This is a genomic window from Microbulbifer sp. SAOS-129_SWC (genome assembly GCF_039696035.1).
Lineage (GTDB): Bacteria > Pseudomonadota > Gammaproteobacteria > Pseudomonadales > Cellvibrionaceae > Microbulbifer.
The window spans coordinates 991,401-1,006,696 of record NZ_CP155567.1 but is presented as its reverse complement, the minus strand read 5'-3'; the positions used below and the strand labels follow the sequence as shown (position 1 = coordinate 1,006,696).

12 protein-coding genes are annotated in these 15,296 nt (G+C 63.6%); 4 read left to right on the top strand and 8 right to left on the bottom strand.

Annotated elements, in window-relative coordinates; translation table 11 throughout:
• Positions 1–182 precede the first annotated feature (182 nt).
• The 3 genes from dusA (at position 183) to ABDK11_RS04255 (ending at position 2,686) form a co-directional block, all read left to right on the top strand.
• Positions 183–1,160 carry a tRNA dihydrouridine(20/20a) synthase DusA gene (gene dusA / locus ABDK11_RS04265; protein ID WP_346839062.1) on the top strand — a complete coding sequence of 326 codons (978 nt, stop codon included), beginning with the start codon at positions 183–185 and terminating at the stop codon, positions 1,158–1,160.
• Positions 1,161–1,257: 97 nt separating this feature from the next.
• The gene (gene tal, locus ABDK11_RS04260; RefSeq protein ID WP_346839061.1) at positions 1,258–2,247 is read left to right on the top strand and encodes a transaldolase; all 990 of its coding nucleotides are present in this window, start codon (positions 1,258–1,260) and stop codon (positions 2,245–2,247) included.
• Positions 2,219–2,686, top strand: coding sequence for a TerB family tellurite resistance protein (locus ABDK11_RS04255; protein WP_346839060.1), 468 nt, complete (start codon positions 2,219–2,221; stop codon positions 2,684–2,686). Before tal ends, ABDK11_RS04255 begins: the two co-directional genes overlap by 29 nt.
• Positions 2,687–2,743: 57 nt before the next feature.
• On the opposite strand, the gene ABDK11_RS04250 is transcribed toward ABDK11_RS04255, so the two are convergent.
• The 7 genes from ABDK11_RS04250 to hrpA all read right to left on the bottom strand — a co-directional run bounded on the left by ABDK11_RS04250 (position 2,744) and on the right by hrpA (position 12,330).
• Positions 2,744–3,259, bottom strand: a complete 516-nt coding sequence (locus ABDK11_RS04250) for an STAS domain-containing protein (RefSeq protein ID WP_346839059.1) — start codon at positions 3,257–3,259, stop codon at positions 2,744–2,746.
• Positions 3,260–3,485: 226 nt separating this feature from the next.
• The gene (locus ABDK11_RS04245; protein WP_346839058.1) at positions 3,486–4,667 is read right to left on the bottom strand and encodes a SpoIIE family protein phosphatase; all 1,182 of its coding nucleotides are present in this window, start codon (positions 4,665–4,667) and stop codon (positions 3,486–3,488) included.
• A gap of 24 nt (positions 4,668–4,691) precedes the next feature.
• Complete coding sequence (locus ABDK11_RS04240) at positions 4,692–5,687, bottom strand: MlaA family lipoprotein (RefSeq protein WP_346839057.1); 996 nt, start codon at positions 5,685–5,687, stop codon at positions 4,692–4,694.
• Between the two features lie 408 nt (positions 5,688–6,095).
• Entirely contained in the window at positions 6,096–6,884 is a 789-nt protein-coding gene (locus ABDK11_RS04235; protein ID WP_346839056.1) for a putative DNA-binding domain-containing protein, read from the bottom strand.
• On the bottom strand, positions 6,865–7,725 hold the full coding sequence (locus ABDK11_RS04230) for a DUF692 domain-containing protein (RefSeq protein WP_346839055.1): 861 nt from the start codon (positions 7,723–7,725) through the stop codon (positions 6,865–6,867). Before ABDK11_RS04230 ends, ABDK11_RS04235 begins: the two co-directional genes overlap by 20 nt.
• A gap of 52 nt (positions 7,726–7,777) precedes the next feature.
• On the bottom strand, positions 7,778–8,167 hold the full coding sequence (locus ABDK11_RS04225; protein WP_346839054.1) for a hypothetical protein: 390 nt from the start codon (positions 8,165–8,167) through the stop codon (positions 7,778–7,780).
• Positions 8,168–8,379: 212 nt separating this feature from the next.
• Positions 8,380–12,330, bottom strand: coding sequence for an ATP-dependent RNA helicase HrpA (gene hrpA / locus ABDK11_RS04220; protein WP_346839053.1), 3,951 nt, complete (start codon positions 12,328–12,330; stop codon positions 8,380–8,382).
• Between the two features lie 179 nt (positions 12,331–12,509).
• On the opposite strand from hrpA, the gene ABDK11_RS04215 reads away from it, so the two are divergent.
• Positions 12,510–13,988, top strand: a complete 1,479-nt coding sequence (locus ABDK11_RS04215; RefSeq protein WP_346839052.1) for a peptide MFS transporter — start codon at positions 12,510–12,512, stop codon at positions 13,986–13,988.
• Positions 13,989–14,050: 62 nt separating this feature from the next.
• Here ABDK11_RS04215 and ABDK11_RS04210 read toward each other — a convergent pair whose 3' ends face one another.
• Positions 14,051–15,232: a VWA domain-containing protein gene (locus tag ABDK11_RS04210; RefSeq protein WP_346839051.1), complete on the bottom strand. Its 1,182-nt coding sequence runs from the start codon at positions 15,230–15,232 to the stop codon at positions 14,051–14,053.
• Positions 15,233–15,296 lie beyond the last annotated feature (64 nt).

Below are 15,296 nucleotides of genomic sequence, written 5' to 3'. Positions count from 1 at the left end.
AAAATCCGACGCCAGCCAGTATAAAAAAACGCACTGGCGCAAAACAGTAACCGGTCACAGAACGGCGCCACTCAATCCAGCGGGTAGCGCTGGAATTCGCCGGCGGTGCATCCAATTGTCACCCCGATCCCCTATAATGCCCCGAATCAAAGTCTCCGTTCCTGTTCAAACCCGCGCTGTTTATGTCCACCGATTTGTCCCACCGCTTCTGCACCGCCCCTCTGATGGATTGGAGCGACCGCCATTGCCGCTATATGTGGCGCCTGTTCAGCAAACAGGCGTTGCTCTATACGGAGATGGTCACCACCGGTGCCATTATCTATGGTGATCGTGATAAATATCTGCAGTTCGATGCGGCAGAGTTGCCACTCGCACTGCAGCTGGGCGGCAGCGATCCGCGCGAGCTGGCCGAGTGTGCCCGCATTGCCGAACAATGGGGCTACAGCGAAGTGAACCTGAACTGCGGCTGCCCCAGCGACCGGGTGCAGTCGGGCCGCTTCGGCGCCTGCCTGATGGCGGAACCGCAACTGGTGGCCGAAGGGCTGGCGGCGATGCGCGCGGCCGTGTCTATTCCGGTGACGGTGAAACACCGCATCGGTATCGACGATATGGAGGACTACCCGGGCCTGACCCGCTTTGTCGAGGCCCAGGCCGTAGTGGGCATCCGCACGTTTATCGTACACGCGCGCAAGGCGTGGCTGGACGGCCTCAGTCCGAAAGAGAACCGCGAGATTCCGCCGCTGAAATACGACATGGTTTATCAGTTGAAGCGGGATTACCCCGATCTGGACATAGTCATCAACGGCGGCATCAACACCATCGACGAGTGCCGGCACCACCTGGAGCAGGTGGACGGTGTTATGCTGGGGCGCGCCGCCTACCAGACCCCGGCGCTACTGGCACAGGTAGACAGCGAACTGTTCGGCGGTGCCGCGGGTCCAACTCCGGGACAGGTGGCGGAACAGATGCTGCCGTATATCGAGCGCGAACTGGCCCGCGGCCAGCGTCTCAACCATATCACCCGCCATATGCTGGGGCTGTTCCAGGGCGTGCCCGGCGCGCGCCGCTTCCGCCGTCACCTGAGTGAGAATGCGCACAAACCGGGAGCCGGGCCGGAGGTGCTGGAACAGGCGCTGGCACTGGTGGGCAGTGCGGCCTAGCGCACCGCTGAAGGCTGACAGAGCGCGCCGTGGGCCCGCGCGGGCACCAATCCAGCTGAATACACAAAACAGGAAAAACGCAGTAAAGGGACAGCAGATGAACAAACTGGAACAGCTCAGAGAGCGCAGTCAGGTGGTGGCGGATACCGGCGATATCGAGGCCATTCGCCGCTACCGCCCCCACGACGCCACCACCAACCCGTCCCTGCTGTACAAGGCGGCGCAGCTGCCGCAGTACCGCCCGCACATCTCCGACGCGCTGGCCTGGGCACAGCAGCACAGCGGTGACCGCGCGCGCCTGGCGGCGCTGAAACTGGCGGTGTCGGTCGGGGCCGAGATCCTCGATCTGGTCCCCGGCGTGGTATCTACCGAGGTGGACGCGCGCCTGTCGTTCGACACGCGCGCCACCATCGATTGCGCGCGCCAGCTGATCGCACTGTACGAGCAGGCCGGCGTGGAGCGCGAGCGGGTGCTGATCAAGGTCGCCTCCACCTGGGAGGGCATCGCTGCGGCCAGCGTGCTGGAGCGCGAGGGTATTCACTGCAACCTGACCCTGCTGTTCAGCTTTCCCCAGGCGGTGGCCTGCGCCGAGGCCGGCGCCACCCTGATCTCGCCGTTTGTGGGCCGCATCCTCGACTGGCACAAGGCCGACAGTGGCCGCGACGACTTCACCGCCGATGAAGATCCCGGCGTGCAGTCGGTGCGCCACATCTACCATTACTACAAGTCGCGCGAGTATCCGACGGTGGTAATGGGCGCCAGTTTCCGCAATACCGGCGAGATCGAGGCGCTGGCCGGCTGCGATCGCCTGACCATCAGCCCGCAGCTGCTGCAGGAGCTGGAAGATGACGGCGGCACCCTCGCCAGCGGTCTGCAGACACCAGCCGGCGGCGAGCCGCGCCCCGCACAACCGCTCGGCGAAGCGCAGTTCCGCTACCAGCTGAATACCGATGCCATGGCAACCGAGAAACTCGCCGAGGGCATCCGCAATTTCGTACAGGACCAGGAGCGGCTGGAGCAGCTGCTGCAGGACGAACTGGCAGGAAAACGAGAAGACAATGTGGTCACAGATCCGAAAACTGTTTGAACAGATCGGCGATAGCGCCGATGTGGAAATGCGCGACGCGCGCGACGTGCGGCTGATCAGCGCGGCGCTGCTCGCCGAGGTGGCCACCGTGGACCAGAAGCTGGACGACCGCGAGCGCACCACCCTGGCCCAGGTGCTACAACAGCACTACCGGCTGGATGCCGACGCCGCGGTAGAGCTGGTGGACGACGCCCTGGCGCGCCGCGAGCAGGCCACTTCGCTGTATGAATTCACCCAGGCGGTCAACGACCAGTTCAGCGAACAGGACAAGTACCTGCTGGTGCGGCAGATGTGGCAGGTGGCGTTTTCCGACGACGTGATCGAGGCGTTCGAGGAGCACCTGATCCGCCGCGTGGCCGAGCTGATCTACCTGCCCCACGGCCTGTTCACCCGCGCGCGCGCAGAGGCGCGGGAGATGCACAAAGCGGAAGGTCAGTAACAGGCGGAAGGGAAAGCGCGCTGCGCAGGGATGGTAATCGACCGGCCTGCACGGCGTTCAGTGCATGCGCGCCGACGGTTTGGTGGCCGGCTGGCTCTCGCGCTCCAGGGTATGCACGAGATCGCGGAAGGTCTCCGCATTGTGCTCGTTCATGCTCATCAGCACCCGGTGCGCTTCCAATACCTTTTCACGGGCGGTGCACTCGTCCGGGGAATTGCATTTGAGGGGTTCGGTGGCGGTGTAATCGGGGCGCTCGTCGCTGACCTCGATCAGCGCGTCGAAGCCCATGGCGTCGAGCAGGTGGCGAATGCCCTTGTCGGCCGACAGTGCCAGCGGCTTCTGGCAGCCGCGCTCCAGCGCGCGGATGGCGATCTTGGCCATCAGCCCCAGCGTGGTGCTATCCACCCCTTCGGTTCCATGCAGGTCAAACACGACGCCGTTGAAATCGTCGTGCGCGAACATGTTGTCGATGAAATCATCGAAAGAGGTACACAGGTTAAGGCGTACGTCGCCCACCAGCTTGATGACATAGACGCCCTTGTGGGCGCCGACCATAATTTGCCCGGACTGCATAACAACCCCTGGCACGTCCAGCCGCACACTGTGCGCGCGCGGACGGCGACGGTTCACTTGTGGAGAAGTCGCACAGGGCAACCCTGTTGGGATCGCCGAGTTTGCGCATAAAGTGGGCGGAGCTTACTCCTGCGATGGGGCAGTGACAAGGGGAAGCGCGCCGGCAAAATCGGACTATTTGGTCAGCTTGCACCTCGAAACAACCGTAAAACTGCCCGCCAACCGCTCAACTCTGCTTCAGTGTCAGTATCGTGGCGTCGTCCGGCAGGGCCTCGGAGGTATCCAGGTGCAGGGCGGCGCAGAGGCTGTCGAGATCGCCGCGGCTTTCGTCGATGATACGCAACAGCTGGTTCTCGCGCTCCAGCAGGTCTCCCTCGAGCAGTTCCAGCACCCCGTCGGAACAGGCCACCAGGCGCCACTCCGGCGGCAGGCCGACATGGGTGACCTGCCAGTTGCCACGCTCGAACAACCCCAGCGGCCGCCCCTTGCCGGGCAGCCATTCCACGCCACCGGCGGTCACCAAGGCCGGCATCGGCACCTGCCCGGCCACCGCGTAGTAGAGCTGGCGCGCGCGGCTGTCGATCACCCCCACAAACATGCTGGCGTGCTTGTCGAGGCGGGTGGACAACAGTTCGCGGTTGATCAGTTGCAGGATATCCAGCAGGTCGCTGTCGATGGCGTCCAGCTGTGCGAACAGCGGCCGCTCCCGCAACAGGTGCATGATGCTGTGCTTGATCAGCGCGGTCACCAGCGCCGAGGAGACCCCGTGGCCGGACACATCGACCAGGTAGAAGGCGACAAAGCGCTCACCGAACAGGCCGTAATCGATAAAGTCGCCACTCAGGTACAGTGACGGCACCAGCCGATAGGCGGCCTCGATCCCGGCCGGGTATTTATAGGGACTGCGCGGCAGCAGGTGCTGCTGCAGCAGGCGCCCGGCCTGCTGGTCGCGCTGCAGCACTTCGACGTGGTCGCGCAGCTCGCGGTTGCGCTGTTCCAGCTCTTCGCGGTATTCGCGGTTCTCGCGCGCCAGGGTTTCCGCACGGGTAATGCGACAGATGGCATGTTCGATGACTTCGGCGTCTTCGATAGGCTTGATCAGGTAGTCGGCGGCGCCGAGGCGCAGCGCCTGCACCACGTCGCTGACCTCGCTGTTGGAGGCCAGCACCACCACCGCGGTTTCCGGCGCCGCCTGCTTGATCTTCCGCAGCACTTCGAGCCCGCCCATATCCGGCAGGTGCAGATCCGTCACCACCAGGTGGAACAGGCCCGGGGCGAACTGGCCGATACCCTCGACACCGCTCTGCGCCACCGTTACCTGGTAGCCCAGCCGCGCGAGCGCGCGCCGCACGAACTCGCGCGACGGCACGTCCTCTTCGATCAGTAGAAGGCTGTGGTAGCCAGCCATGGCGCCCACTCAGAAATCGCCCACTCAGAAGTCGTAGTCACTATCACTACCGCCGCCGAAATCGTCGGTCTGCGTGCCGAAATCATCTTCGACCGCGCCATCCTTGATCAGGTAGTCGCGCCGCTGCAGATAGGCATCGCGCAGCAGCACGTAGCGATCACCCTGCAACAGCGCCTCGGTCTTCAGCAGGCTGGCGCGGATCTGGATCAGGTCGGCGGCCTTGAAGGCGTAACGGGTCGGTTCATGATCAACGTAGGTGAGCGGATCGGTGTACCAGTCAACAACTTCCCCCGGCGCATCGCGCACCGACGACGGCCCTATGAACGGCAGCACCAGGTAAGGCCCCTGGGGCATCCCCCAGACCGCCAGGGTCTGGCCGAAATCCTCGCCATCGCTGGCTTCCAGGCCCATGTGCTGGGCCACGTCGAACAGCCCCACCACGCCCACAGTGCTGTTGACCAGAAAGCGCCCGGCATCGTTGCCGGCCTGGCCCAGCTTGCCCTGCAGCACGCTGTTGATCGTGTTGGTCACTTCGCGCAGGTTGCCGAAGAAATTGCTGACACCGGTCTGCATAAAGATCGGTGTCACCTGCCGGTAGGTGGTCGCTACCGGTTTCAGCACCCAGCGGTCGGCGGTGTCGTTGAAACGGAATACCGCGCGATTGAATCCCTCCCAGGGATCCCGCTCGGCCGGTTCCTCCGCGCTGGCGAACTCGTCAGCCGGGTCGAATCCGTACTCGTCTTCGAGATCGGTGGAGGTAGAGGAGGTATCGGCGGCTTTGCCGTCGTCACTTCCATTGCCATCGGCGAACGGGTCAGTGGATGCACCGCTGTCCGCGGCGGAATCCGCTCCGTCAGTCGTCGATGGTTGACTGGTTGAACTGCCGCCGTCGGACGATTGCGGTGCTGACACTTCCTGTGCAGCTTCCGCAAGCGGATCCTCGGCAGCGGGCGACAGAGCGGGCAAAACAGCCAGCGTCGCGGCGAACAACCAGGGCGAATAGTCTATGCGTCCCAGCAAAACCCTGCTCCTCTTGAAATTACGATGAGATGAACCCGGCCATGCGTCGGGGAGACCCCGTCCGCAGTATTGGTGGCGGCGATAAGTGTGGCCGCCCGGGATGGCGGAAGTGTAGATTGCGGCCAAACCGGGCAATAACGCCAGCCTGAGCAACCATCCACCTCGGCCCGCCAGCGGGCAATGAATTGCGCTGCCAGGCCAAAGAATGAGGAGATTTTACCGCCCCAGCGGAACGTAAACCACCCTCGGCAGCATAGCACCTGCATCGATTTTCCGATCATACCCATCGACTGGCCCGGACATTCTACCAAGTTGTTCACATTTCAGCTTAGCCCCATGTTTTTGCTGGGGTTTTTCCGTTGCTCCGAGGGAGCAAGATGCTGCCGGCCGCCGCCAGTCAGGCTGCCTTCAATCGCGCAGGCCGGCGATCACCCCGGCCTCCAGCAGCTCGCACAGCAGTCCGGCGCCGAATGACAAAAGCTGCTGCGGATCCGGCCACTGCAGTTCCCGCGCCAGTGCCTCCAGTAGCTCCCGGCCGCTGCTGTCGCCATTGTGCGCCAACTCGAGCAGCCGTGCCGTGACCGCGTTGACTTCCATAAAGCCGACCGCATCGCTTCGATCCCGGTAGACCAACAGGAAGGTCGGCGCCGCCGGCGCCTGCCGCGGACGGAAATCCACGCCGATGCGGTGTACCGGGTAGCGGTAACTCAGGCTGCGCATCAGCGGTGACAGCACCGGTATCTTCGCCAGCGGATCTCCACGGCTTGCCAGGTTCGCGGGGATCTCCGCCGCGCCGACCTCCAGCGCCAGCTCCACCCACTCGTAGTGGGCCAGTTCCAGCAGAAACGGCGGGTCGCAGGCGCGCGGCCGGTGTTCCCGCTGCAGGTAGTCGAGGAACTCCTCGCTGATCTGCAGAAAATACGGGCTGCGACAGGCGTGCCGGGCGACAAAGTCCTGCACCAGTGCGTGCCAGTCGGCATCGCGGTAGAGACTGCGCAATACCGGAAAGCCGCTACAGATAAAGGACTCGAGATTGTTGTAAACCAGCTCGCGGTACAGCGCCAGCCGCCGCGCCTCGATCCCTGCCGGTGGCGCCTCGCTCCCGGGCGCGCGCAGGTGCGCGGCAAATTCACGCTGCAGCTGCTGGAACGGTAGTCGCGCCGCGGTCGGCGCGGCGTCAACCGGTGGTACTGACATGGGCCTGCACCGTTTTAACCTGCGCCTGGATCCGGCGGATCTGTGCCACTTCGCCGAGCAGCTCCGGCAGCGGGGGGATGTTGAAGTCCCGCTCCAGCAGCGTGGGAATCGGGCCGTGCAGCGCATAGGCCTGTTGCAGCAGCTGCCATACCGGCGCGATCACCGCGGCGCCGTGGGTATCCACCTTGAGATCCGGGGCCTCGTCGTAATGACCGGCGATATGCGCGTAGCGGATACGCCCGCCGGGCAGGCCGCACAGGAAAGAGTACGGATCGTAGCCGTGGTTAATGGCGTTGACGTAGATGTTGTTGACGTCCAGCAACAGGTCGCAGTCCGCTTCCGCCAGCACCGCATTGATAAATTCCAGCTCGCTCATTTCCTGCCCGGGCGCGGCATAATAGGAAACATTTTCCACGGCAATCCGCTGCTCCAGCATGTCCTGTACCCGGCGGATACGGCCGGCTACATAGGAGACCGCCTCGGCGGTGAAGGGGATCGGCAGCAGGTCGTACAAATGACCGTGATCGGAGCAGTAACTGAGGTGCTCGCTGTAGCAGCGGATCTGGTGCTGGTGGATAAAATGCTTCACCGCCGTCACCAGCTGCAGATCCAGCGGCGCCGGCGAGCCGATGGACAGCGACAGGCCGTGGATAACAAACGGAAAACGCTCGGTGTGCTGGCGCAGCCAGCGGCCCGAGCGGCCGCCGACACCGATCCAGTTTTCCGGCGCCACCTCGAGAAAATCCACATCACCGGTGACGAGCGATTCCCCCACCAGGTTGCGGCGTAAACCCAGGCCGGCACCTGCCACCGGGAAGCGTTCAGAGTGCTTTGGGCTCATCTTCAGCGCGCGGGGCCCAAGCCCCGCTCTCCGTCAAACAATTTCGCGCGGCTTACGCCTGCGGCTTGTCTTTGTTCTTACCCTCTTTCTTTTTGTCACCGCAATTGCCTTCTTTTTTCTTGTCACCGCACTTGCCCTCTTTGTGCTTACCTTCTCCCCCCATCATTCCCTCGCCATGCTCCATTCCCTCGCCGTGCTGCATTCCCTCGCCGTGCTGCATGCCTTCACCATGCTGCATGCCCTCGTGCATCATATCGTCTTCGGTCTTGCCTTCTTTTTCCTTGTCCGTGTCCTGCCAGGCGAGGTTGTAACCGGAAGCGAGCTTATCGGCGGCGAAGGGATTGGCACCGGCGGCGCTATCGGCAGTGGCCACTGCCGCAGAGGAGACGAGCACAGCCGCACCGACCGCGGTTGTGAGTGGGGAAATCACTTTTCTGGACATGGGTATTCTCCTTGATCTGATCAAAGTGAACTTGAACAGTAAACAGGAAACCCCTGCGCCGACGGCATTGGCGCGGGAATCACCAAACCGTTGTCGCGACGTCAGGGGTTTGACGCCGCCACACTATTGAGAGTATCCGACCCGCGCACCACCGGCAAAGTTTTTGCCTTTTACGACGCGGTGCGCGCCAGATCAATGCGGTTACGCCGCGATCAGGACAGAGAACCCGACTGCTCGAGGTCCTGCCACGCCTTGCGCAGGCGCTTGGCGGAAACCGGCATCAGGGTTTTGAGGGTCTGGGCGAACAGGGACACGCGAAACTCTTCCAGCATCCAGCGGAAGTCGCGCAGCGGTGCCGCCGCTGCCAGCATCCGCGGCGACTGCCGCTCCACCAGCGCCAGGTACGGTTCGGCCACCGACTGCCACTCCGCCTGCAGCTTGCGGTCGCGATTGGAATCCAGCACCGCCTTTTCCAGGCGCAGGGTAATGCCCTTCAGGTAGCGATGATACTGGCGCAGCCATTCCAGCGGCGTGTCGAACAGGAAGCCGCGGTAGAACAGCTGCTGCAGCTGCTGCTGGATATCCCCCACTGCCATGGCAACCGCCAGGTTTTTCTGCTGCTTGATCTGCTTGCGCAGCGGCACCAGCTCCGCCAGTGCCTTGACCAGCAGCTGGCCGAATTCCTGCGCCACGGCAATCAACTCGCCCTTGCGCTGCTCCAGCCGTTGCAGGAACTCCGCCTCGGAGCGCGGCCAGTCTTCCTGCGGCCAGAACAGCTCGCGCGCGGCGGCCAGCAGAATATCGTCGGCGGCGTCTTCGCGGCGCCCCAGGTCCGCGGCGGACAGGCCCAGTTCCTTGCCGCGCAGCAGTTCCTTGCGCAGGTATTTGACCGGCTCCGGCAGGTGCAGCAGGGCCAGCCGGCAGATGCCGGCGCGACTGAGCCGCTGCGCCTCGCCGGGGTTGTCGAGCAGCTTCAGCGATACGCTGTCGCGCTCCTGGTCGGCGCGGTCGCGCGCTTCCACCAGCGCGGGATAGGCGCGCACCTTGAGGCCGCCGCGGTCGAGGATGTGGGTCTCGGGCAGGTCACCGAAATCCCAGCGCTCGATGCCATCGCGCTCGAAATCGTCGCCGGCGTCGGCGAGTTCCTGCTGCACCCGGTCGCGGTAGCGCGCCTGCAGCGCGGCCAGGTCGCGGCCCTGGTCGAGCAGCTTGCCCTGCTCATCCAGCACCTGGATATTGAACCGGTAGAAATCCTCCAGCGCCTGTTCGGCAGACTCCCAGGCCTCGTCCGGCAACTGCTGCGCGGTCTGCCGCTGCAGCTCTTTCGCCAGCAACTGCCACAGCGGCGTATTGCCCGCCTGCATGCGCGGCAGAGCGCGGTCCACCGCCGCCGGGACCGGCACGAAAACCTTGCGCCACTGCTTGGGCAGTCCCTTGACCAGTGCGATGCACTTGTCGCGCAGCAGACCCGGCACCAGCCACGACAGCCGCGCCGCGGGCACCTGGTGCAGCGCACCAACCGGCACCTGCAGGCTGACCCCGTCGGCGGGGCTACCCGGTTCGAAGTGGTAGCTGAGCGGGAACTCGATACCACCCGCCTGCAGCTCGTCGGGGAACTGCGCCTCACCGACGTGATCGGCGCTCTGCTGCATCAGCAGTTCGCGCGGAATAAACAACAGTTGCGGGTCGCCCTGCTCGGCCTGCTTGCGCCAGTGCTCGAAGCCGGCCAGGTTGACGATCTCTGTCGGCAGCCGCTCGTCGAAAAACTGGTACACCACCTCGTCGTCGACGACGATATCGCGCCGGCGCGACTTGGCTTCGAGATCCTCGAGCTCGGCGAGCACATCCTGATAGTGTTTGAAGAACCTGCCCTTGCCGCGGTAGCGCTGCTCCACCAAGGCCTGGCGGATAAACACCGCGCGCGCGGTCTCGGGGTCCAGCTTGCCGAAGTGGATGCGGCGCTTCTCCACCAGCACCAGGCCGTACAGGGAGATTTTTTCAAACGCCATCACCTGGCCGGCGCGGGCATCGTAGTGGGGCTCGAAATAATTACGTTTGACCAGGTGTTCGGCGGCGGCCAGTACCCAGTCGGGTTCTATCTTGGCAACGGTGTGTGCAAACAGGCGGCTGGTCTCCAGCAGCTGCCCGGCCACCACCCAGCGCGGCGGCTTCTTGAACTGGCCGGACCCGGGAAATATATGGAAGCGGCGGTTGCGGCAACCGATAAATTCCCTGTTCTCGTCGCGCAGGCCGATATTGTCCAGCAGGCCCGGCAGGATCGCGCGGTGCACGGCCGCGTAGCTGGACGCCTCGTCGCCGGGTTCGCGATTTTCACGCAGTTCCAGCTGCTTGCAGGCCACGCGCAACTGGTAGTGGATGTCGCGCCACTCGCGCATGCGCATCCAGGACAGGAAGTTTTTCTGGCACCATTTGCGCAGCTGGTTCTGGCTCAGTTCCTGGCGCTGGGCCTCGAACGCCTGCCACAGCAGCACGAAGGACAGGAAATCGGACTGCTCGTGCTGCCACTGGCGATGTTTCTCATCCGCCGCCTGGCGCTTTTCCGCCGGGCGCTCGCGCGGATCCTGTACCGCCAGTGCGCTGACGACAATCAGCAGCTCGTGCAGGCAGTCCGCCTCGGCGGCCGCCAGCAGCATACGCCCCAGGCGCGGATCCAGCGGCAGGCGCGCCAGCGCACGCCCCTGCGGGGTCACGCGACCGCGCCCATCTACCGCCTGCAGTTCCTGCAGCAGTTTGTAGCCGTCGTTGATCAGGCGCTGGTCCGGCGGGTCGACAAACGGGAAATCGCGAATGTCGCCGATCTTCAGCTGCAACATCTGCAGGATGACCGCAGCCAGGTTGGTACGCAGGATTTCCGCATCGGTAAATTCCGCCCGTTGCTCGAAATCGCGCTCCTCATACAGGCGCACGCACACACCGGCGCTAACCCGGCCGCAGCGGCCGGCGCGCTGGTTGGCGCTGGCCTGGGAAATGGCCTCCACCGGCAGGCGCTGGATCTTGCTGCGGTAGCTGTAGCGGCTGATGCGCGCGGTGCCGGGATCGATCACATAGCGGATACCAGGCACGGTGATCGAGGTCTCGGCCACGTTGGTCGCGAGCACAATCCGGCGGCCCTTATGGCCGTGGAATACCTTGTTCTGCTCGGCCAGACTCAGGCGCGCATACAGCGGCAGCACTTCCAGCTGCGGCAACTGCGCATCGCGCAGCGCCTTGTGGCACTCGCGGATCTCTCGCTCGCCACTCATAAACACCAGGATATCGCCGCCGCGCCTGCCGCTGCCCTTCTCCTCGCGCAGCAGTTCTTCCACGGCCTCGATCACCTGCGCGCTCAGGTCGGCGTCGGCATCCGCCGGCGGCCGGTAGTGGATATCCACCGGGTAGGTGCGCCCGGACACCTCGATAATCGGCGCATCGTCGAAGTGGCGGGAGAATTTCTGCAGGTCGATGGTGGCCGAGGTGATGATCAGCTTCAGGTCCAGCCGCCGCGGCAGCAGGGTTTTCAGGTAACCGAGCAGGAAGTCGATATTGAGGCTGCGCTCGTGGGCCTCGTCGATGATCAGCGTGTCGTATTTACTCAGCAGTGGATCGCGCTGGATTTCCGCCAGCAGGATGCCGTCGGTCATCAGTTTGACGTGGGTGTGCTCGGTGCTGTGGTCGGTAAAGCGCACCTGGTAGCCCACCGAGCTGCCCAGCGGCTGGCCCAGTTCCTCGGCGATGCGGTTGGCCACGGTGCGCGCGGCGATACGCCGCGGCTGGGTGTGGCCGATCTGGCCGAACACGCCGCGCCCCAGCTCCAGGCACACCTTGGGCAGCTGGGTAGTCTTGCCGGAGCCGGTCTCACCGGCCACCACGACCACCTGGTGCTTGTCGATCAGCGCGGCGATCTCGTCGCGTCGCGCCACCACCGGCAGCCCTTCCGGCCAGGTGATCGCCGGCAATTGCCGCCGGCGCTCCGCCGCCAGCGCCGCGGAGGTTTCCAGCTCCCGCGCCAGCTTGGTCAACAGGCGGTCCGCGGGCTTGCCCTCGCGCAGGCGCCGCCGCGCGCTGGCCAGCGTCTTGGCGAGGCGCGCGCTGTCGCTCGCCATGCACTGCTCGAGCTGCGCCTCCAGGACTTTGGGATCGGGACTGGCTTGGGTGTGACTCATAATTCAGGTGCGAACCGCAAACGGCGCATTATACCTGCCGCCGGCGTGTGATTCACGGCGCGGGCGTGACCAGGCTGGCGCTGAACTATACTCACTGCGATGACGCAATTCGCGCCAGGACGCCACTGCGTAGAAAACTGTTTCGCGCCGTGGCTGCGGCTCCAGCCAGAGGTAACCCCATGCAAGATCAGAAGCCCAAGCCCCCAGCCGCCGCGGGAGAAATGCTCGGTCACCCCAAGGGACTCTACCTCCTGTTCGGCACCGAGATGTGGGAACGCCTCAGTTACTACGGTATGCGCGGTATCTTCGTGCTCTACCTGACTTCGGCGGCCACCGCGGCGGTATTCGGCTGGGAACAGCTCTCTGACAAGGATCTGCAGGACAAGGCCCTGAGCTACCTGGGTTGGTACGCGATGCTGGTCTACCTGACGCCGGTCGCCGGTGGCTGGATTGCGGATAATGTCTGGGGGCAGCGGCGCTGCATTATCGTCGGCGGCCTGCTGATGATGCTCGGGCAGTTCGCCCTCGGTTTCCCGCACAGCTGGCTACCCGACGGCACCGAGATCTACTTCCTGTGGCTGGGCCTGGCGCTGATGATTGTCGGCAACGGCTTTTTCAAACCGAATATCTCCACCATGGTCGGCGACCTCTACGACGAGGGCGACAAGCGCCGTGACACCGCCTTCACCATCTTCTACATGGGGATCAATATCGGCTCGATTCTCGGCTATCTCGTCGTGGGCTGGATCGGCGAGAAAATCAATTACCAGCTGGGCTTTACCATCGCCGGTATCGGCATGCTGCTGGGCGTGATCCTGCAGTTGCTGAAGTCGCAGCATTACCTGGGCGATATCGGCCAGAAACCCGCCGCCAGGTTGGGGCTGAAAAAATCCGCGGTGGACAAGCACAAGCCGCTGACGCCAGAGGAGCGCGACCGCATCAAGGTGATCCTGATTCTCGGCCTGTTCACCGTGGTGTTCTGGACCGGCTTCGAGCAGGCCGCCGGCTCCATGAACCTGTTCGCCAAGTACAACACCGACCTGCATATCTTCGGCTTCGAGATCCCGGCCAGCTGGCTGCAGATGGTCAACCCGCTGTTTATCATCATCCTCGCGCCGATCATGGCCAGCCTGTGGGTGGGCCTCGGTGACCGCGAACCCGACTCGCCGACCAAATTCAGCATGGGCCTGGTTTTCCTCGGTCTCGGCTTCGTGTCCATGTGTGGTGCAGCATTGCAGATCGGCGATTCCGAAACTATCAAGGCGAGCCCCTGGTGGCTGGTGGTTGCCTATATCTTCCACACGGTGGGCGAGCTGTGCCTGTCGCCGATCGGCCTGTCGATGGTCACCAAGCTGTCGCCGCTGCGCTACATGTCGCTGATGATGGGGCTGTGGTTCGCATTTATCGGTATCGCCAACAAGGGCGCGGCAGAAATCGGTAAGCTGGTGGGTGAAAACGGCCCGCTGGAGACTTTCGGTGGCGTGGCGCTGGCCGCAATCGTAGCGGGCATCCTATTGTTCTTCCTGCGCAACAAACTGGTGGACTGGATGCATGGTGCGGAAGAGGTGCATACCGAGGTCAAGCCGACCACCAAAGAGGAAATCGGTATTACCGCCGACCACGAAGGCACCCCGCCGCGGCATTTTTCCGGAGATTGAATCAAGCAGTTGCCCGTGCAGGTCGCGGCTGCCGGCCGCGCCTGCATCACTCGCACAACGCGCTAGCGCCCCTTGACCAGATAGGCGATGGCCCGGTCCATGCCCTCCAGCGTCATCGGGTACATGTGATCGTCGACCAGCTTGCGGGTCATGCCGATACTGGCGGTGTACTGCCAGTAATCCTCCCCCACCGGATTCAACCACACCAGGTTGCCGAACGTCTCGGTGACCCGCTGCATCCAGGTCGCGCCGGGCTCCTCGTTCATATGCTCGACACTGCCGTAGCGACTGCTGATTTCGTAGGGTGCCATCGACGCGTCGCCGACAAAGATCACCTTGTAATCCCTGCCATAGGTGCGCAACACCTCCAGCAGCGGCGTGCTTTCGCGGAAACGGCGCTGGTTGTCTTTCCACACCTGTTCGTAAATAAAGTTGTGGAAATAGAAGTATTCCAGGTGCTTGAACTCGCTGCGGCAGGCGGAAAACAGTTCTTCGCACACGCGCACATACGGATCCATGGAGCCACCCACATCGAAAAAGATCAGCACCTTCACCGCATTGTGGCGCTCCGGCACCATCTTGATATCCAGCAGGCCGGCGTTGCGCGCGGTGGAAGTGATGGTGTCGTCCAGATCCAGTTCTTCCGCCGCGCCGCTGCGGGCGAACTTGCGCAGTTTGCGCAGCGCCACCTGGATATTGCGCGTGCCCAGCGACACGCTGTCGTCCAGATTCCGGAACTGGCGCTTCTCCCATACCTTGGCCGCGGACTTGTTGCGGCTGGTGCCGCCAACGCGGATGCCCTCCGGGTGGTAACCGCTATTGCCGAACGGGCTGGTGCCACCGGTGCCGATCCAGCGGTTGCCGCCACTGTGGCGTTCCTTCTGTTCCTCGAGACGTTTCTGGAATTCCTCCAGCAGCTTTTCGAGGCCGCCGAGACTCTCGATCTTCGCCTTTTCCTCGTCGCTCAGCTGTTTCAGGAACTCCGCGCGCACCCATTCTTCGGGAATTATCTGCTCGAGAATGTCGTCGAGCGTTTCCAGCTCCTGGAAATAGGCCGCGAAGGCGCGGTCGAATTTGTCGAAGTGCTTTTCGTCCTTGACCAGGCAAGTGCGGGCGAGGAAATAGAAATCGTCGAGGTCGGCAAACGCGAGGCGCTGCTGCAGCGCCTCGATCAGGGACAGCAGTTCGGTGACCGACACCGGCAGCTTGTAGCGGCGCAGGTTGAGAAAAAAACCTATCAGCATGGTTCTATCGGGTGTTCCGGCATTGTTCTGTAGGAGCCTGCCCCGCGGGCGCACCCGGCGAGTG